This window comes from Arsenicicoccus piscis (assembly GCF_022568835.1).
In the GTDB taxonomy this organism is placed as follows: Bacteria; Actinomycetota; Actinomycetes; order Actinomycetales; family Dermatophilaceae; genus Arsenicicoccus; species Arsenicicoccus piscis.
Map to the genome: position 1 here is coordinate 436,385 of NZ_JAKZHV010000001.1, position 17,912 is coordinate 454,296.

17 protein-coding genes and 1 pseudogene are annotated in these 17,912 nt (G+C 71.4%); 6 read left to right on the forward strand and 12 right to left on the reverse strand.

Annotated elements, in window-relative coordinates; genetic code table 11:
- The 4 genes from MM440_RS02005 to MM440_RS02020 all read right to left on the reverse strand — a co-directional run bounded on the left by MM440_RS02005 (position 1) and on the right by MM440_RS02020 (position 4,495).
- Positions 1-1,182, reverse strand: coding sequence for an ABC transporter permease (locus MM440_RS02005; protein WP_241441512.1), 1,182 nt, complete (start codon positions 1,180-1,182; stop codon positions 1-3).
- Positions 1,179-2,060 carry an ABC transporter ATP-binding protein gene (locus MM440_RS02010; protein WP_241441513.1) on the reverse strand — a complete coding sequence of 294 codons (882 nt, stop codon included), beginning with the start codon at positions 2,058-2,060 and terminating at the stop codon, positions 1,179-1,181. Before MM440_RS02010 ends, MM440_RS02005 begins: the two co-directional genes overlap by 4 nt.
- A 234-nt stretch (positions 2,061-2,294) precedes the next feature.
- Complete coding sequence (locus MM440_RS02015; RefSeq protein WP_241441514.1) at positions 2,295-3,056, reverse strand: response regulator; 762 nt, start codon at positions 3,054-3,056, stop codon at positions 2,295-2,297.
- A 47-nt stretch (positions 3,057-3,103) separates the two neighbouring features.
- The gene (locus MM440_RS02020) at positions 3,104-4,495 is read right to left on the reverse strand and encodes a sensor histidine kinase (protein WP_241441515.1); all 1,392 of its coding nucleotides are present in this window, start codon (positions 4,493-4,495) and stop codon (positions 3,104-3,106) included.
- 137 nt (positions 4,496-4,632) lie between these two features.
- Between MM440_RS02020 and MM440_RS02025 the strand changes: the two genes are divergently transcribed.
- Positions 4,633-6,894, forward strand: a complete 2,262-nt coding sequence (locus MM440_RS02025) for a hypothetical protein (RefSeq protein ID WP_241441516.1) — start codon at positions 4,633-4,635, stop codon at positions 6,892-6,894.
- On the opposite strand, the gene MM440_RS02030 is transcribed toward MM440_RS02025, so the two are convergent.
- The 5 genes from MM440_RS02030 to MM440_RS02050 all read right to left on the reverse strand — a co-directional run bounded on the left by MM440_RS02030 (position 6,788) and on the right by MM440_RS02050 (position 11,824).
- Positions 6,788-7,069 carry a hypothetical protein gene (locus MM440_RS02030; RefSeq protein WP_241441517.1) on the reverse strand — a complete coding sequence of 94 codons (282 nt, stop codon included), beginning with the start codon at positions 7,067-7,069 and terminating at the stop codon, positions 6,788-6,790. The two genes, MM440_RS02025 and MM440_RS02030, sit on opposite strands and share 107 nt — an antisense overlap.
- A gap of 720 nt (positions 7,070-7,789) precedes the next feature.
- Positions 7,790-8,503 (reverse strand): glycosyltransferase, encoded by a 714-nt coding sequence (locus tag MM440_RS02035; RefSeq protein WP_241441518.1) that lies wholly within the window; start codon positions 8,501-8,503, stop codon positions 7,790-7,792.
- Between the two features lie 14 nt (positions 8,504-8,517).
- Entirely contained in the window at positions 8,518-9,423 is a 906-nt protein-coding gene (locus MM440_RS02040; RefSeq protein WP_241441519.1) for a DUF5926 family protein, read from the reverse strand.
- Positions 9,424-9,444: 21 nt separating this feature from the next.
- A complete protein-coding gene (locus MM440_RS02045; protein ID WP_241441520.1) occupies positions 9,445-9,885 on the reverse strand; it encodes an ATP-binding protein in 441 nt (146 codons plus the stop codon).
- A gap of 160 nt (positions 9,886-10,045) precedes the next feature.
- Positions 10,046-11,824 (reverse strand): DUF3352 domain-containing protein, encoded by a 1,779-nt coding sequence (locus tag MM440_RS02050; RefSeq protein WP_241441521.1) that lies wholly within the window; start codon positions 11,822-11,824, stop codon positions 10,046-10,048.
- Positions 11,825-11,924: 100 nt separating this feature from the next.
- Between MM440_RS02050 and MM440_RS02055 the strand changes: the two genes are divergently transcribed.
- Together MM440_RS02055 and MM440_RS02060 are read left to right on the forward strand one after the other, a co-directional pair.
- A complete protein-coding gene (locus MM440_RS02055) occupies positions 11,925-12,602 on the forward strand; it encodes a response regulator transcription factor (RefSeq protein ID WP_241441522.1) in 678 nt (225 codons plus the stop codon).
- A gap of 92 nt (positions 12,603-12,694) precedes the next feature.
- Positions 12,695-13,105, forward strand: coding sequence for a protein-tyrosine phosphatase family protein (locus MM440_RS02060; protein ID WP_241441523.1), 411 nt, complete (start codon positions 12,695-12,697; stop codon positions 13,103-13,105).
- A 14-nt stretch (positions 13,106-13,119) separates the two neighbouring features.
- On the opposite strand, the gene MM440_RS02065 is transcribed toward MM440_RS02060, so the two are convergent.
- Positions 13,120-13,494: a nitroreductase/quinone reductase family protein gene (locus MM440_RS02065; RefSeq protein WP_241441524.1), complete on the reverse strand. Its 375-nt coding sequence runs from the start codon at positions 13,492-13,494 to the stop codon at positions 13,120-13,122.
- 438 nt (positions 13,495-13,932) lie between these two features.
- On the opposite strand from MM440_RS02065, the gene MM440_RS02070 reads away from it, so the two are divergent.
- Together MM440_RS02070 and MM440_RS02075 are read left to right on the forward strand one after the other, a co-directional pair.
- Positions 13,933-14,511, forward strand: coding sequence for a PadR family transcriptional regulator (locus MM440_RS02070; RefSeq protein ID WP_241441525.1), 579 nt, complete (start codon positions 13,933-13,935; stop codon positions 14,509-14,511).
- Complete coding sequence (locus MM440_RS02075; protein WP_241441526.1) at positions 14,508-15,422, forward strand: NAD(P)H-binding protein; 915 nt, start codon at positions 14,508-14,510, stop codon at positions 15,420-15,422. The genes MM440_RS02070 and MM440_RS02075 overlap by 4 nt, the downstream gene beginning before the upstream one ends.
- 127 nt (positions 15,423-15,549) lie before the next feature.
- Here MM440_RS02075 and MM440_RS02080 read toward each other — a convergent pair whose 3' ends face one another.
- Positions 15,550-16,809 (reverse strand): IS256 family transposase, encoded by a 1,260-nt coding sequence (locus MM440_RS02080; protein WP_241441527.1) that lies wholly within the window; start codon positions 16,807-16,809, stop codon positions 15,550-15,552.
- A gap of 173 nt (positions 16,810-16,982) precedes the next feature.
- Here MM440_RS02080 and MM440_RS17545 point away from each other — a divergent pair, with 173 nt between their 5' ends.
- The gene (locus MM440_RS17545; RefSeq protein WP_420914124.1) at positions 16,983-17,264 is read left to right on the forward strand and encodes a nuclear transport factor 2 family protein; all 282 of its coding nucleotides are present in this window, start codon (positions 16,983-16,985) and stop codon (positions 17,262-17,264) included.
- 195 nt (positions 17,265-17,459) lie between these two features.
- On the opposite strand, the pseudogene MM440_RS17685 reads toward MM440_RS17545, so the two are convergent.
- Positions 17,460-17,897, reverse strand: a pseudogene (locus tag MM440_RS17685) (sensor histidine kinase); the annotation flags it as partial.
- Between the last annotated feature and the right edge of the window lie 15 nt (positions 17,898-17,912).

A 17,912-nucleotide genomic window follows, 5' to 3' on the forward strand; every position in this document is an offset into this window, starting at 1 on the left:
TCAGTCCGTCAGCTGCAGCGCCTGCTTGTAGCCGATCCGCCCCTGGGTCTGCAGCAGCGACCGGCGGTAGATCCGCTCGCCCAGGTAGACCGTGAGGGCCGCGAAGGCGATGTTGAGCAGCAGCGCCACGAGCGCCTGCCACCAGCTGGCCGACCCCTCGACCAGTCGGACCGGCATCAGCACCGCCGACACGACCGGCACGTAGGACAGGATCGTCTGCACCATCCCGCTGGCCGTGAACCCTGCGACGTAGACCAGCGTCAAGATCATCGTCAGCGGCATGGTGGTCGCTTGCAGGTCCTCCTGCCGGCTGGCCAACGACCCCGCGACGGCCCAGATGCACGCCAGCGCAAGGAAACCCGCGAGGAAGAACGCGATGTACCACGCGACCGACGCCGACAGAGCGGGCACCAGGTTCTTGTAGTCGGTGAACGCGAGCCCGATCAGACCGACGCCGGTGTAGAGGATCATCTGCGCCAGCGCCATCACGGTGTTGCCGACGACCTTGCCGGCGAGCAGCTGCCGCAGCGGGATGGCCGACGCGAGAATCTCGACGATGCGCGACTGCTTCTCCTCCACCACGCTCTGCGCGATCTGCAGACCGAAGCCCAGCGCCGACATGAAGAACAGGATCGCGAAGATGAAGCCGACGGCCTGCGCCAGACCCGCCTGTTGCTCGCTGCCCTCGAGGATCTGGGTGGTCACGGTGGTGCCGCGTTGCAGCTCGGCGACCGTGGTGCCGAGGCGAGTTGCGTTGGCCTGCAACGCATCCTGGACGGACTGCTCCTGCACGATCTGCTTCAGGTCACCCGAAACGGAGTCCTTGAAGGTCAGCTGCCAGCCCTGCTCGGTCTTGGCGAGGTAGACATCGGCGTCGCCGGCGGTGACCGCAGCCCGGGCGGCTGCGGCGTCAGGCAGCTGGGTGACCTCGACGCTCTTCTTGTCGTCCCGCTGGTGGGCGACGGTGCCGACCTGGTCGGCGAACGTCCGCGCCTCCGAGGTCGTCACGACCGCCTTCGTCGTGCTGGTGCGGTTGGACAAGAAGATCTGCAGGCCGAGCATCCCGACGATGAGCGCCACCGACACCAGGGTGCCGACGATGAACGCTCGGTCGGTGACCTTCACGAGGATCTCGCGGGTCGCGACGATCAGCCAGGGCTTCTCCACACGGTTGTCGTTCATGCCGTCACCTCACGGTAGATCTCGGACAGGCTGGGTCGAATCTCCTTCAGCTCCAGCAGGTTTCCTCTGCGCATGGCTTCCTCGACGATGAGTCGTCGCGCGCCGTCGTCGAGCAGCTCGATCACGGCGCTCGTCCCGTCGACGTCGGCGACGTAGACACCGGGGGTGCCGCGCAGCCAGCCCGCGTCGTGGTCGAGGCGCACCTGCTGCAGCGCCCGACCGGTCGAGCGCAGCTCGTCGCGGCTGCCGTTGGCGACGACGCGTCCCCGGTTGAGGATCACCAGCCCGTCGCAGAGCCGGTCGATCAGGTCGAGCTGGTGGGACGAGAAGAGCACCGGGATGCCCTGGGCGGTGTGCTCGCGCAGCAGGTCCGCCATCGCCTCGACCGCCACCGGGTCCAGCCCCGAGAACGGCTCGTCCAGGATCAGCAGCTGGGGCTGACCCATCACGGCGGCGGCGATCTGCACCCGCTGCTGGTTGCCGAGGGACAACTTCTCGAGCTTGTCCTTGCCGCGGTCCGCGAGCGCGAAGCGCTCGAGCAGACCCGTCGCCTGCAGCCGGGCCTCGTTCTCGGGCTGGCCCTTGAGCCGAGCGAGGTAGACCAGCTGGTCGAGCACCCCCTGCTTCGGGTAGAGCCCTCGCTCCTCGGGCATGTAGCCGGTCCGGCGCCGGTCGGTGCGCGTCATCTCGCGGCCGGCCCAGCGCACCTCGCCCGCCGTGGGGGCGAGCAGGCCCATGGCCATGCGCATCGTGGTCGTCTTGCCGGCGCCGTTGCCGCCGACGAAGCCGATCATGTGCCCCTCGGGCACGGTGAACGACACGTCGTCGACGGCGACGAAGTCACCGAATCGTCTTGTCAGTCCGTCCAGCTCAAGCATGGACGCCTCCCGTTCGCTCGTGGCGGTGCGACCTGGTCGATCGGTCGATCGGTCGATCAGTCGCCACCGGTTGCTCTGCCATGGATCGTGGTCGATGGCTCTCGATGGCTTCTGGATGGCTTCTGGATGGCTCCAGCCTAGGAAGGCCGGGTGGTCGGGCGGATCCGTCGCGCGGCTGAACATGGTGGGCTTCGAGCGGGCCGCACGCACCCGATCTACGGGAGGTGCGGGGGGCTACTCCCCCGGGAGGATGAGGCCGGCCTCGTAGGCGAACACGACGGCCTGCACGCGGTCGCGCAGGTGCAGCTTGGCGAGGCAGTTGGAGACGTGCGTCTTCACGGTGGCCTCGCCGAGGTAGAGCTCCTTGGCGATCTCGGCGTTGGACAGGCCCCGGCCCATCAGGCCGAGCACCTCGCGCTCGCGCTCGGTGAGCAGGTCGAGCGCCTTCTCGCGCACCGGATCCGTCGGGGGCCGCGTCGCGGAGGGGTCGGCGCCCGCAGGAGCCTCGGCGGTCATGCCGGCCGGGGCGGGGGCTCCGGCGAGCCCGGCACCACCGCCCGCCATCTGCTCGATGACGCGGCGGGTGACCTCCGGGGCGAGCAGCGCGTGCCCGTGGCCGACGGCGCGGACCGCCTCGACGAGGTGCTCGGGGTCGGCGTTCTTGAGCAGGAAGCCGCTCGCCCCGGCGCGGAGCCCGTCGAAGAGGTAGTCGTCGCGGTCGAAGGTCGTGAGGATGATGACCTTGGACAGGTCGTCCTCGACGATCCGACGGGTGGCCTCGATGCCATCCATGACCGGCATCTGCACGTCCATCAAGATGACGTCGGGCCGCAGCCGGGCTGTCAGCTCGAGGGCCTCGGCGCCGTTCGCGCCCTGGCCGACGACCTCGATGTCGTCCTCGACCGACAGCATCATCGAGAAGCCCGAGCGCACGAGCTGCTGGTCGTCGACGAGCAGCACGCGCAGCGTCGCGCCCTCCTCCACCTGCGTTCCCATGCGCTCACCCTGCCACATCAGCGGTGTCGCGGATCGAAGCGGCCGGTCTACGCGGCCTGGGCCGGGAAGCGCACGCGCACGCGATAGCCGCCGGTGAGCCGCGGGCCGATCTCGGAGGTGCCGCCGTGCGACGCGATCCGCTCGCGCATGCCGAGCAGGCCTAGGCCCGAGCCGGAGGTCCCGGTGCGCGGCCGGCCGTCGTCCAGCACCTCGATCTCGGCGTAGCGCGGCCCCGACTGGTCGCGCCCGATCCGCAGCACCACCGATGCGGAGCGCGCGGTGGAGTGTCGCCGCACGTTCGTCAGGGCTTCCTGCGCGGTCCGGTAGAGCGAGAGGGAGACCGGCATCGGCAGCTGGGTGGCGGCTCCCGGCTCGTCCTCCACGACAGCAAGGGACGCCGAGAACCCTTGTCCTGCATAGGACTCCACGAGCCGAGGTAGATCTGCCACCGTCGGCTCCGGGTCGCGGGAGGGCTGCTCCTGCTCCGCCTGCGCCGCCTCGGCCTTGGTGGGCCGGATCCCGCCGCGCAGCGTCCCGAGCAGGCCGCGCATCTCACCGACCGCCTGGCGCGACGAGGACTCGACGTTGGCCAGCGCCTCGGACGCGAGCGCGGGGTCCTTGCCGAGCACGCGGCGCGCGGCGGCGGCCTGCACGCCCATCACGGACACGTGGTGGGCGACGACGTCGTGCAGCTCGCGCGCGATCCGCAGCCGCTCCTGCACGACGGCCTGCTCCTGCAGCGTCTCGGCCTGCTCCGCGAGCTGCTCGGCCTGGACCTCGAGCCGGGCCCGCGAGCGCGCCTCGCGCCAGGACGCCTGGCCGAGGACGAGCGCCCCGCCGAAGTAGATGACGTTGATCAGGTAGGTGTTGGCCACGGCCGCGAACGCCGGTGGCAGCAGGCCCTGCCCGCCGTGCAGCGTGCCGTTGTGCCGGAGGATGTCCTCGATGGCGGAGCCCATCGCGAAGTCCCAGCACAGCCAGCCGAACATGAGCACCATCACGCCACCGAGGATCAGCACCATGAGCCTGCGGTTGCGCGCCCAGGCCACGCCGCTGAACAGCGCGAAGAAGTACGTGATCTGGTAGGCGAACAGGTAGACGACCTCGGGCACGTAGACGCCGGACACGAAGAACAGCACCCCGGCGATGGCCGCGACCTCGATCGGGAAGCGTCGCCGCCAGACCAGCGGCAAGGTGCCCGCCACGAGGGCGAGGTACTGCACAGCAGCCGGTCGGGCGCCCTCCATGTCGGCGAAGGACCGCACCAGCTCCAGGCCGATGGCACCGACGAGGAACGCGACGAGGCCGGTCAGGACGTCCGCGCGCGACAGCGGCGGTCGGGGTCGCACCCAGCTGTCGTCGAGGGCGAAGAAGCGGGTGATGACGCCGGCGAGTCCGCCACCCGGCCGGTCGCTCGTGGCGGTGGCGTGGTCAGGCATGGCTCCAGCGTAGGGATCTCCACGTCCGCACGACTCCCCCTTGCGACGGAGTCGGGCGCGCGCGGCGCTCGAGTCGGGCACGCGCGCTCACCGGGTGCTCACCGGGGTTGCCGAGGTCGCGGGCCTACGCTGGCCCCGTGAGGCTCCCCGACGCGACGCGCCGCCCCCCGCTGCGGGCTGTCCTCGGGTCCCTGCTCGGCACAGCCCCGCTCGGCCGGCTCCTGCTGCTGGTGCTCGTCGTCGCGCTCGCCCTCGCGGTGGGTTCAGGACCAATCGTTGGTAGCCCTCCCCACGCCGTCGCGGCGCCACGTCCGAGCGCGGTGGCCACCGAGCCGGTCGTCGTCATCGGGGCGGGTGGCCTGCGCTGGGAGCAGCTCACCCCCGAGACCATGCCGCACCTGTGGGGCCTGCTGCGCACCGGGCAGAGCGCCGACCTGGTCGTGCGGGCGGCGGACGACCCCACCTGCCTCGCCGACGGCTGGCTGACCCTGGGCGCGGGTGACCGGGCCGCAGCGCCGCGCACCGGTGGCAGCTGCGCGGCGATCCCGAGCGGTGGCGCAGGGACGGTCGCCGGCTGGTCCACGTATCGCGCCGCCGCGGCCGCGAATCGCCAAGACGCCGTGCTGGGTTCGCTCGCCGACACCCTCGCCGCCCGCCAGTCCTGCGTCCTTGCCATAGACCCCCCGGCACGGCTGGGTGCCGCGACCGGCTCCGGCGAGGTCCCGGTCTACGCACGACTGTCCGACCCCGACCTCGGGACGCGTCTGACCCAGTGCCCGCTCGCGCTCGTCGACGCGGGCAGCGTGTCCGACCCGGACGACACCGCGGGCGCCCGCCGGGTGGATCTCGCCGTCGCGCGGGTGCTCGCCGCAGCCCCGGCGCAGGCGCGCATCGTGGTGGCCGGGCTGGCCGACGACCGCACCGGGCCGGCTCTGCACCCGGTCGTCACTCGGCTGCCGGGCGTGGCGCCGGGCCTGCTGACGTCGTCGTCGACGCGGCGCACCGGTGTCGTCCTGCTCACGGACCTCACCCCAAGCATCCTGGCCTGGTTGGGCCTCGGCTCGGCGACGCCGGCCGGCTGGTCCGGGCGACCGTTGTCGGTCCCACCGGAGATGACCGGCGTGGCCGGGGCTGCGTCCGACGCGGGCGCCGAGGCCAGGCGTGCGCAGCTGCTCGACGTGCAGACGCGCTCGGCGACCGTGCAGCCGTTGGTGGGGTGGTTCTACGGGCTGGGGGCGGCGGCTTTCTTCGTCGTGTGCGGGGTGCTGGCGGCCCGCCGGACGCGTCGGGTGCGCACGGCGTGCGCCGTGGCGTTCACGGCGCTCGCCAGCCTGCCAGTGGCGTCGTTCCTGGTGAATCTCCTTCCCTGGTCACGCAGCTCGCACCCCACGCTGACGCTCGTGGCGGCTCTCGTGGGCTGCGCCCTCGCCGTGGCCACTGTCGCCTGGGCCGGCCCCTGGCGTCGGCACCCGCTCACGCCGCTGATCACCGTCACGGCGGTCACGGCCGTCACCCTGGCTCTCGACGTGATGACCGGGTCGGAGCTCATGATCGCGTCACTGATGGGCGACTTCCCGGTGGTAGGCGGGCGGTTCTACGGGTTCGGCAACGTCGCCTTCGCCGTGTTCGCCACCGCGGTGCTGCTGCTCGCGGCCGCGGTCATCGCGCTGTCCCGTGGGGTCGGCGTGCCGGGCTCGACCGGGTCGAGCGCAGTTCAAAGCGATCGCGGGCGGCTCCGGAACGGCCTCGCGCTGGCTGCCGGGATCGGCCTCGCGGGGATCGTCGTGGACGCACACCCGTCCTTCGGCGCCGACCTCGGCGGGCCGGTGGCCCTGCTGCCCGCCCTCGTCCTGCTGCTCGCCGCGAGCGCGGGGGTGCGGGTGACGCTCGCGCGCGTGCTCGTCGTGGGTCTCGCAACAGCCGGGGTGGTGGGGGGCGTGGCGCTGGTCGACTGGCTCAGGCCGGCCCAATCCCGCACGCACCTGGGCCGATTCGTGCAACAGCTCATCGACGGGAGCGCCTGGGACGTCGTCGTCCGCAAGGCCCAGCAGAACTGGGAGCTGCTGACCTCCACGCCGCTGGCCCTGCTCGTCCCGGTGGCGCTGGTGGTGCTGGCCTACGGCTTCGCGCGCCCCGGCAGCCTCGTCGGCCGGCCCCTCGCGGCAGCGACCGCAGGGCTGCCCGACCTGCGCCACGGCCTCGTCGCCGTGCTGGTCATGGCCGCCATCGGCTTCGTCATGAACGACACCGGCACCGTCATCCCCGCCGCAGCGGCGTGCGTGGCCGTGCCGGTCACGATGACCGCGTGGCTGCGCGCAGCTCCCGGTACGCCTGGATCCCGAGCACCAGGAACACCGGCGCCGCCATCGCCGACGAGAAGGCCGCGGGGTGACCGGTGAGCATCCACACCACGAGCGGCACGAGCACCATGATCGCCACCGCGCCGAAGTAGGCGCGCACCGCCATCCGCAGCTGCGCCGGCGTCCGCGCACCCCCGGAGCAGCGGCCCTTCGCGGTCGTGGTGGCGGGGGTCTCGGAAGCGTAGGACCCGTTGGTCTGCTGGTTCGTCATCATGGGTCCAGCCTGGCCCGCGCCGCCCTGGCCGCGGATCAGCCGCCCGGATGAGTTCTACGCTCCACCCCGCGGCGGAGGGCAGCCCCCAGGTGTGGGTCACCTGGTCGCGCGAGGCCGCCTCCCACGCACCCGCGCTCCATCGAAACTGCAGATGTCGGACACGAATACGGCGTGTCGTGTCCGACATCTGCAGTTTCAATGACCGCGACTCGCGTACAAGCGCGCCACGCGTCACCGAACACCTGCGCGCACCACCTCAGCCAGGGCTCGGACTGATGAACACCAGACCGGTCGACGGACACCCGGTCGGCACCTGCAGCCCCTGCGCCCGATCAGCTGAGCCACCACCGGCGGCCTCGAACCTGTCACCGACCCGGTAGACACGTCCCCGCACCGTGAGCGTGTCGACCGTCGTCGAGACCTCCCTGCGTGGGAAGGCGACGTACTGCGTGCCGGCGGGGGATCTCAGCCGGAAGCAGCCGGCGGGGGTCCACCTCGATCGTGCCCATGATCCACGCCTCCGTCCCGCTGTCGTAGACCGTGTGGGTGGGCACGCGCAGCGCGCTCACCCCAGCGTCGGCGGTGCCCCCACACCCGGCCAGACCCAGCGCCAAGCACGAGCCCAACGCCCCAAGACCGCGACGCCCTGTCATGGGGCTCACGATCCGCTCGTGCGACCACCCCGTCAATGGCCGAGGCAGATCCGCGCCGTCCGACCACTCAACGACGACGGCGCGCGACCAGGGCCCGCAGCACGTCGCGGTACTGCGCGGCCCGGTGCAGCTGACCGCGCCAGTCCGAGCCGGTGACACGGTGGTGCAGCTCGGCCGGCACCTCCTGGATCCGTAGACCGGCCCGCAGCACGTCGATGGTCAGGCCGGTCTCGGCGCCCCAGCCTGCCGCGAGCGGCAGCGCCGCCTCGAAGGCCTCCCGGGTGAGAGCGCGCATCCCCGACAGTGGTTGGGTCGGGGTGAAGCCGGTGAGGTCCGCGATGCCGTCGCGAGCCAGCCCGACGACCAGGCCCCGACCGCCCCCGGCGGTGCGCTGCGGCGGCAGGATCGCGATGGTCATGTCGGCCTCGCCGGCGGCCAGCGGCGCGACGAGCGGGGCGAGCGCCACCGCGGACTCTTCGAGGTCGGCGTCGACGAACAGCAGGTAGTGCGAAGGATATTCGCGCCAGGCGTCGTAGCGAGCCACCGCCGCAGCACCGGTCGTCATGGCGGCGCCCTTGCCCTTGTTGACCGGGTGCCGGGCGACGACGGCGCCAGCGGCGGCCGCGACGGTCTGGGTGTCGTCGGTGGAGCCGTCGTCCACGACGACCACGAGGTCTACACCGGGGACGGTGCGAACGGCCTTGATGGTGGCCGCGATTCGCGACGCCTCGTTCTTGGCCGGGATGACGGCCGCGACGGCGTGCTCTGGGGCTACGGACATCTGACGAATCCGCTTCAGCGCAAGGTGATCTGGCGGCTGAGGACGCCGCTCTTGGCGCGCCGCTCGTCGGCCGTGAGCTGCTCGGTCGACGCGACTGCCTCGAACCGCTCCAGCCACTCGGCCACCGCAGGCTCGAAGCTCTCCGGCTCGGCCTCGGGGTCGACCTCCCACACCGGCACGAGCAGTCCCGACGCGCGGAACGCACCGAGCAGCTTGCCCACCTGGTCGGACGACGAGTCCCCTTCGCCCGCAACCGGACCCAGGCCGGCCGTGTGCGCCGCCCACAGCCGAGCGAGCGCGTTCGTCGCCTCGTCCTCGTCGTGCGGCAGCACCCAGCGGACGTAGGCGCGGCCGCCCATCTCGCACCAGTAGCAGGACTCGACGCCGGACAGCTTGACCGTCGGCATGACCGACTCGTTGGCCTGGTCGAGCGAGGCGCGTCCCTCGGCGTCGAGCTCGCTGTCCCCCACCCAGAAGTCGAAGCCGTCCTCCATCGTCACCTCGAACGGCGCCGACTCGTCGAGCAGGTCCTGCAGGCGCGGGGTGTCGACGGTCGCCATCGGCAGCACCGGCACCGGCTGGCCCGGCTCCTGGGCGGCCGCCGCGAGGAGCACCTGGGCGAGGTCGCGCGACGCGTCCCCCGAGGCGTTGCCGGACTGCAGCCCGACCAGGACCTCGCCGTCCGCGCGGTGCAGTCCGGGCCAGGCGAGCGGAAGGATCGTCGCGACGGTGACCTTCGAGACGTCCCCGATCGGCTCGCGCAGCGTCCAGGCCGAGGTCGCCGCCGGGACGATCTCGCGCAGCGCGACGAGGTCGGTCTCACCGGGCAGCCCGGCGAAGGGGCGCGCGACGAACGGCGCCGGCTTCGGACGCTTGGTGGCCGCGCCCTCGGCGCGCTGTCGACGAGATGCCTTACCCATGCGCGCCAGACTAGCGACCGCTCAGCGCGTGCGGCGACGCGACGGACCGCCGAGGGAGGCCCAGACCGTGCGCGTCCGCGGCCCGTCGACGACCCCCCACTCGTGGGCGTAGGAACGCACGAGTCGAAGGCCGCGGCCGGTCGTCGCCCGCGCGCCCGGCCGACGAGGGTGCGGCACCGACTCGCTGCCGCCGTCGGTCACGTCGACCTCGACGATGCCGCGCCGCAACGTCCAGTGCACGCGCACCTGGTCGCCGGGCAGCGCCTCGGCGTGCCGCACCGCGTTGGAGACCAGCTCGGAGACCACCAGCACCGACTCGTCCAGGGTCTGCTGCTCGAGGGCGTGCCCTTGCAGCGACTCGGCCAGGGCCTCGCGCGCCGCCTGCGGAGCGGTCGGCGAGGCCGTCAGCAGGACGGTCTCGTCGATCACGTCCTGGGCGCGCGCGGAGGTGCGGCTCGTCATCAGGGGGTCCACCTTCGTCCTCGGGGTCTTCGTGGCCGCGTCGTCGGGTCGAGTCCGCAAGCCGGTGCCGGCCGCAGGTTCGCCGCGCCGGCCCGAACACCACACCCTAGAGGCCGGAGGCTGAAGACGGGCCCTCACGCGGTCTACGAGAACGCGGTCGTCACTCGCCGGGCACTAGCCGCAACGCAAAGTCCGCAGCCCCTGCGCCGCGTTGCGATCGCGACCAGCCCGCGGCCCGTAGCCCGTCCGCGAAGGGGCGCAGCTCGGCCGGCACGTGCTGGCGCAGCAACGGTTCCACGACCGCAAGATCCAGGTAGACCTGCTCGCCCGCCCCGAGGTCGCGCACCGCCCGGCCGAGCGCGTCGCTGCTGCCGAGCAGCGTCGCACCGCCACCTTGGCCGCCGACCTGGCCGCCACCTTGGCCGGGGTTCGCGAGCGCAGCGCCGTACTGCGGGGTGCTCGCCGCCACGAACGTCGACCCGTCGCTGACCTGGTGCACCGGGAGGGTGGCGACGTCGCGTCCGCTCTGGCGGGCCAGATGCTCGACGAGGGTGCCGACGATGGCCTTCGCGCTGGTGGCGTCGGTCGTGGAGCGCAGCGCCAGGCGCAGGGCGGTGCCCTTGCCACCGCCCTGGCCATCACCGTCGCCGAGCCCCTCGCGGCTCAGCGCCACCGTGGTCTGCGAGCCTACGAGGGTCTGCAGGTCCTGCGGCAGCGCCACCCCGAGACTGCGCTGCAGCGCGGGAAGCCGGGCCGAGAGGGTCTGCCCCGCGGGGTCGCGCGCCTTGAGGGCGTCGTCGGCCTCGCTCACCCAGGACGCCCAGCGCGACCCGATCGTCTGGTCCAGACCGCTCACGGCCAGGCCTGCGGCCGTGTCGGCCGGGAGGTCGACCAGCCCGACGGCGGGTGCCGCGCCGCCGCCCACGCTGGTCGCGGCACCTCGCGAGACACCGGCCAGCTCCACGTGGTCCGGGCCGAGGCGCAGCGCCACGGCGGTCCGGCCCGACGACGACAGCGTCGTGCGGGCGCTCGCCCCCTGCGCCCACGTGAAGAAGCCGCCCACCACCTGGGCCGCCCGGTCCAGCCCGTCCGCCGCCCCTGCGGCCGTCCCCGTCGAGCTGCCCGCCCGACCGCTGCCCGCCGCGGCGAGCTCAGTCAGGTCGGCCGCGGCCACCGCGTTGCCGTCGAGCCAGCCCCACAGCACCCCTCGGTCGCCGAGGTCCCCACGGTCGTCGCGCAGCTCACGGTTGTCCAGCAGGCTTCCGTCGGCCCGCGCCGTGCGCAGCAGCTCGCCGCGCCCCTGCGGCACTACCAGCAGGTAGCCGTCCGCGCTCACCACGTCGTGTCGCTGCAGGTCCAGCCCCAGACGCGGTAGAGCCGCCCGGGCCTGAGCCTCGTCACGCACCTCGAGCGCGAGCACGGGGACGGGCCGACCGCCGATCCCCGAGGACATCAGGGCGAGGCTGACGTGCCGGCCGAGCCAGGGGTCTACGTCGCGGGTGAAGTCGACGCCCTCGGCGCGGTCGCCCAGCAGACCCTCGAGCAGGCGCCGGCGCCAGTCGCCGTCGTCCTGTGCCGCGCCGCCGTGCCCGCCCGCGCTTGTCGAGCCCGAACCCGGGGTCGTCGACGGCGTGGCCAGCGGGAGGCGCTGGGAGAGCTGGAAGGCCGCGATCTTCTGGCTGAGGCTGGGGTCGGTGTCGAGCTCTACGACCGCGACGGTGTCGCGTGGCAGGACGGCGGCGACTCCGTCGTCCCTGGTCAGCGCTGCGTGCAGGCCGACCCCGAGCGCGCAGATCGCGGCGAAGGCCCAGGCTGCGAGGACCAGGGCGAGGGTGCGGCGGCCGGGGTCGAGCAGCCAGGCGAATACCCGGCGCGGCCAGGCCGGGCGATCGGGGGACGGACCGGCGCCGCTCAGGCCGAGCACGCGGTCCAGGCTCACCCCGTCCCCTTTCACCTCATTCGTGACCAACCGTAGCGGACCGACCTCCCCAGGCTCGTCACTCAGTCTGGGCTCAGGTTCCTGAGGAGAGACTGGGGCCATGCGTGTTCTTCTGGTCGAGGACGAGGTGGCGCTGGCCGAGGTCGTCCGACGCGGGCTGACGGCCGACGGGTTCACCGTCGACGTGGTGCACAACGGCGAGGACGCCTTGTGGATGGCGAGCGAGAACCCCTACGACGTGATCGTGCTCGACATCATGCTGCCGCGGCTCAACGGCTACAAGGTGCTCGAGCAGCTGCGCGAGCGCGGCGTGTGGACCCCGGTGCTGATGCTGACCGCCAAGGACGGGGAGTACGACCAGGCCGACGCGTTCGACCTCGGCGCCGACGACTACCTGACCAAGCCCTTCAGCTTCATCGTCCTGCTCGCCCGGCTGCGGGCGCTCATCCGGCGCGGCAAGCCCGAGCGGCCCGTCGTGCTGACCGCGGGCGACCTCTCCCTGGACCCGGCGCGCCGTCGCGTGCAGCGCGGCGAGAGCGAGATCTCGCTGACGCCAAAGGAGTTCAGCCTGTTGGAGTTCCTGCTGCACCACCGCGGCGACGTCGTCACCAAGCCCGAGATCCTGGCCGGCGTGTGGGACCCCGCCTACGAGGGCGACCCCAACATCGTCGAGGTCTACATCGGCTACCTCCGCAAGAAGATCGACGCCCCGTTCGAGCGGCACGCCATCGAGACCGTCCGCGGAGTCGGCTACCGTCTCGCCGGCAACGGCGGCTAACTCCCGGCTGGCTCCCGGCTGGCTCAGGACACGTCTGACTGCCCGGGCGCCTGACCAGCTGCTGGCTGACCCAGCTCCTGGATGATGGCGTGGTGCGAGGGACTGATCAGGCCGTAGAGCTGCCGAGCGGCCGGACCGTGCGTGGCCGCAGGATCGGTGTGCCACCGGCATCGCGACCGGACTGGGGGCTCTACCTCGGACTGACCCGACCGGCCGTCGACTGGCCGAGTGCATGGATCTGCTGGCCCGACTTCGGTCTGCCGGTGCTGCGCCGCGAGGCGTGGGAGTCGATCCGGACGGCGTGGGACATGGCCCTCGAGCAGCGGGTCGAGGTCGCCTGCCGCGGTGGGATCGGTCGGACCGGGACCGCGTTGGCGGCGATGTGCATGCTCGACGGGCTGACCGATCGCGAGGCCATCGCCTGGGTGCGTGAGCGCTACCACGCGCGAGCAGTCGAAACCCCGTGGCAGGCAACGTGGTTGACCCGTGGACCGGGCCGCTGAGGCGGGTCCGCAGCTCACGCTCGATCGCCGACCGAGAGCCGGACCATCGGGGCACCATCGACCCAGTCGGCGGCCGTGCTGCCGCGGTTGGCGTACCAGGGTTGCCGCAGCCACGCGGTCTCGGTGAGTCGACCACGCTCCTGGCGGTCGTGGACGACGGTCGCCGTCACGTCGAGGCTGACATCCGGATCGCGCAGGTGCAGGACCGCGTGGGGGTTCGCGGCGAGGTTCGCGTACCAGTCGCGCCGTCCGGGAGATCCGACGATGTGCAGCTGTCCGTCGTGGACGACATACCAGATCTCCACCGTGCGCGGCAGCCCGGTGCGCCGCCCCGTGGTCGTCAGGTCACAGACTCCTGTGGGCGGGATCGCGCTGGGGTCGACCATCATGAGCTCCTCGACTCTCGGCGGGTTCGGCACGTCCGCAGCACCCCCTGGTCTCGGCAGGCGCGGTGTGCGTCAGCATCGGCATGCTCAAGAGCGTGGATGCTCAACCTCAGTTGACGTCAAGGCCGCGGCCGCCACGATGCCGGGGGGATCGGCCGGGCGCGGATCGGCGGCGAATCCGCGCAGGAACCCGTAATCTGCGCAGGAAACCGTGAGACGCCGCCCTCCCGACCCTGCGCGCCACACGACAACCTGGGCACCTCTCGGCAACGTGCGCAGATCACCGCACCCTGCGCCTCACGGGAACCTGCGCAGATCACCACGCCCTGCGCATGCACGGCCACCGCCAACCCGTCACCGGCCCTGAGCCGCCACCCCTCCCCGGACCCCCATATGCATGGGGGGCTTGCTCCTTCTTGATAGTCGCGCGAGACGAGTCGCATGAGAGACACCGCACTCTTCGTCCTCGCCACGTTGGCGGAGCGAGGGCCCATGCACGGTCACCAGCTACGGCTGCAGGCGGCGGAGGACCACGCCCAGGAGTGGGCGCAGGTCTCCCCGGGCGCGATCTACGGGTCCCTGACCCGACTGGCCGCTCAGGGGTTGGTGAGTCCGATCCGCACCGAGCAGGAGGGCAGCCGACCGGCTCGGCAGATCTACGACATCAGCGACGACGGGCGCCGAGCACTGTCCACCATGCTTGACTCCGCTCTGAGCTCGGTGACGGAGCACTCGGACCCCTTCGACCTGGCGCTGGCACATTCCCAGCAGTGGGACGACGAGCAGCTGCGCGACCTGGTGACGGCCCGCATCGCGGTCATCGAGGGGCGACTGGCTCAGCTGGGGGCGCACCAGCAGAGCGTGTCAACCTGGCTGAGCGCGCGGGAGGCCCTGGTGCTCGAGCACCAAAGGGCCCGGCTGCTCGCCGAGGTGGACTGGCACCGGCATCTGCTCAGCACCTTGGGATCGCCGGAGGCAGCCGCCCTCGGATCCGCTGCGGATCGGGGACCTCTGCGATGAGTCGCATCCTCGTCCTGGGTGCTAGTGGCCTGTTGGGGCGTCACGTCCTCGATCGACTTGTGCGAAGTCAGGTGGCGGTTGTCGCCGGCGCCCGCCGGCCCGAGTCCGTGCAACAGCCCGACGGACACCACCCCGTGCCCGTGCTGCACGTCGACTACGACCAGCCCGAGACGCTGCGGCACGCGCTGAGCGAGGGCGTCGATCGACTCTTCGTGCTGACCGGCGGGCCCGACGGTCCTCGGCATGACCAGACCATCGCTTCGTTGGCGGCCGAGAGTGGTGTGCGCCACGCCGTGAAGATCTCGGCCCTGGGTGTGCACGAGCAGGGACGTGACCCGATCAGCACGTGGCATCGTGCCGGCGAGTCGGCGTTCACCAGGGCGGGTCTGTCGTGCTCGTTCCTCCGACCGGGAGCATTCATGTCGAACGCTCTGATGTGGCGAACGTCAATCGAGCGCGACGCGCCCATTGCACTCGTAGCCCCGTCGCTGCCCGTCGCATGCATCGACCCCCGCGACATCGCCGACGTAGCAGCACAGCTGCTTCACCATCCCCGCCCCGGCGTGACCGGCTACCCACTCACCGGTCCGGCTGCCATCAGCCCGGCTGCGCAGGTCGCAACCCTGGCCAGGCTCCTGGACCGTCACGTGGCCTTTCAGGAGGTCACCGTGAAACAGGCCATCCACCAATTCATCGGCTACGGCATGAGCGGGGAGCTCGCTGGCGCGGTGGTGGCGACGATGGACAGCCCCCGACGCGGCATCGGCCACAGGACGTACCCGACCGTGCAGGAGGTCCTCGGCCGCGCGCCACGCAGCTTCGAGGACTGGGCGACGGACCACCTCTGCGCCTTCCGACCGGATCCACACCAACGAGGCGTCACGAAGGAGACCCATGACCCAGACCACTAGGTCGTCCCTCACCCCGGCGGACGACGCCGAGATCCGCCAGCTCTACCCGCATAGGCCCGCGCGTCCTGGCAGGATGCGGGTCAAGTCCCGGGTAGTGGTGTAGCGGTGGGTGTTCCTTCGTTGGGGGTCAGGCTGTGAGGGCGGGCAGGTTGTCGCCTCCGATCTCGGGGCCGGTGTCGGTGTCGGTGTCGGTGATGAGGTTGATGCGGCAGCGGGCGAGGACGTCGAGGCCGAGGTAGCGGCGTCCTTCGGCCCATTCATCGGTTTGCTCGGCCAGGACGGCTCCGATCAGGCGCACGATCGCTGCCCTGTTGGGGAAGATCCCCACGCTGTCGGTGCGGCGGCGGATCTCGCGGTTGAGGCGTTCGGCGGGGTTGTTCGACCAGATCTGGTTCCACACGTCTTTGGGGAAGGCGGTGAAGGCGAGGATGTCCGCGCGGGCGGCGTCGAGGTGCTCGTGGACCTCGGGCAGCTTCCCGTCGACGTAGTCCAGCAGCCGGTCGAACTGCGCCTGGACGGCGTCCTTGCCGGGCTGGTCGTACACGCTGTGCAGCATCGCTTTCACGGCCGGCCACATACTCTTCGGGGTCACCGACATCAGGTTCGCGGCATAGTGGGTGCGGCAGCGTTGCCAGGTCGCGCCGGGCAGGTTCGCCGCGATGGCCTCGACCAGGCCTTGGTGGGCGTCGGAGGTCACCAAGCGGACGCCGGTCAGGCCGCGGGCGGTCAGGTCGGCGAAGAACTCGTTCCACGCCGGCCCGGTTTCACTGGTCGCGATGCGGAGCCCGAGGACTTCGCGGTGCCCGTCGGCGTTGACACCGACCGCGATCAGCGCGACGGCGTTGACCACGCGTCCGCCTTCGCGGACCTTCATCGTCAGCGCGTCCGCGGACACGAACGTGAACGGCCCTGCGTCGGCCAGGGGCCGGTGGCGGAAGTCCTCGACGATCTGGTCCAGATCACTCGCCATCCGTGACACTTGGGACTTGGACAGCGAGTCGATCCCCAACGTCTTGACGAGCTTGTCCATGCGGCGGGTGGACACTCCGGCGAGGTAGCAGTCGGCGACGACGGTGATCAGCGCGGACTCTGCCCGCTTGCGGCGCTCGAGGAGCCACTCCGGGAAGTAGGTGCCTTGCCGCAGCTTCGGGATCGCGACATCCACGGTCCCGACGCGGGTATCGAGGTCGCGGTGGCGGTAGCCGTTGCGTTGCGCCGTCCGCGAGGCGCTGGGTTGGCCGTACTCGGCCCCGACCACCGCGTCGGCGTCCGCGGACAGCAACGCGTTGATCATGGTCTGCAGCAGGCTGCGCATCAGGTCCGGCGATGCTTCGGACAGGGCTTCACTCAGCAGGCCGGCAGGGTCGACAATGTGTGGTGCGGTCATCGTGATGACTCCGTTCGAGGATTCTGTGGAAGGTTGACTCGAAGGATCACGCGGTGGCCGCACCCACGTCCACTACCGGGACGAGGACAGCGACCGCGCTACACCACTATCGGGGACTCAACTAGGATGCGCGGGCCTATGCCGAGTGCTTCACCCCGGACGCCGACTACATCATCGCCAACGGCAAGCTGGAGCATGGCTGGGACGAGATCATCAGCAACCACGAGCTGATCTTCGGGGCCTGGGCTCGCAACAGCCACCTCGAAGGACGCATCTATCAGATCCGGTACATCACCGCAGACGTGGCCATCCTCACGGCCTACGGTCACATCGAGTACGACGACCACCGGTCCAGCGAGCTCAACAAGCGAACGATCTACACCCTCACGGCACTTCGACGGCCGGAAGGGTGGCGCTTCGTCGCCTACCAGAACACTTCTCTAGGAACCCGGTAGATCCCCTGCACCAGATCGCCCGTCCAGATCACCACCGGCGCGGGAGTCTGCGCACGAACCCGTGAGACGCCGCCCTCCCGACCCTACGCACCTCAAGACAACCTGCGCAGATCACCAGCCGCCCCGACGCGCGCAGATCACCACCCGCCCCGACGCGCGGGCAGCAGCAACAACCCCACCTCAACCCGACGGCCTCTACTCCGACTCGCCAGAAGGCACCCGCACCTCGAACCGCGCTCCGCCCCACGGGGACTCGCCGGAGACGACGGTGCCGCCATGCGCCTGGACGATCTCGCGGACGATGGCGAGGCCGAGGCCGGACCCTCCTGAGTCACGCGACCGACTGGCGTCGAGGCGCACGAACCGGTCGAAGATGCGCTCGCGGTCCTCCGCCGGGACCCCCTGGCCGTCGTCGTCGACCTGCAGCACGGCCCAGCCGTCAATCTCCTTGACGCGCAACGCGATCCGGGTGCGACCGTGTCGGGCGGCGTTGTCGGCGAGGTTGCGCACGACCTGCACGAGCCGCCGCTGGTCGCCGCGCACCCGGACCGGGGTGATGTCCAGGATCACCTTGTGGTCGCGAATCTCGTTGAGCCGCTTGGCTTCCTGCTCGAGGATGTCGTCGAGGTCTACGTCTTCCTCGCCGAG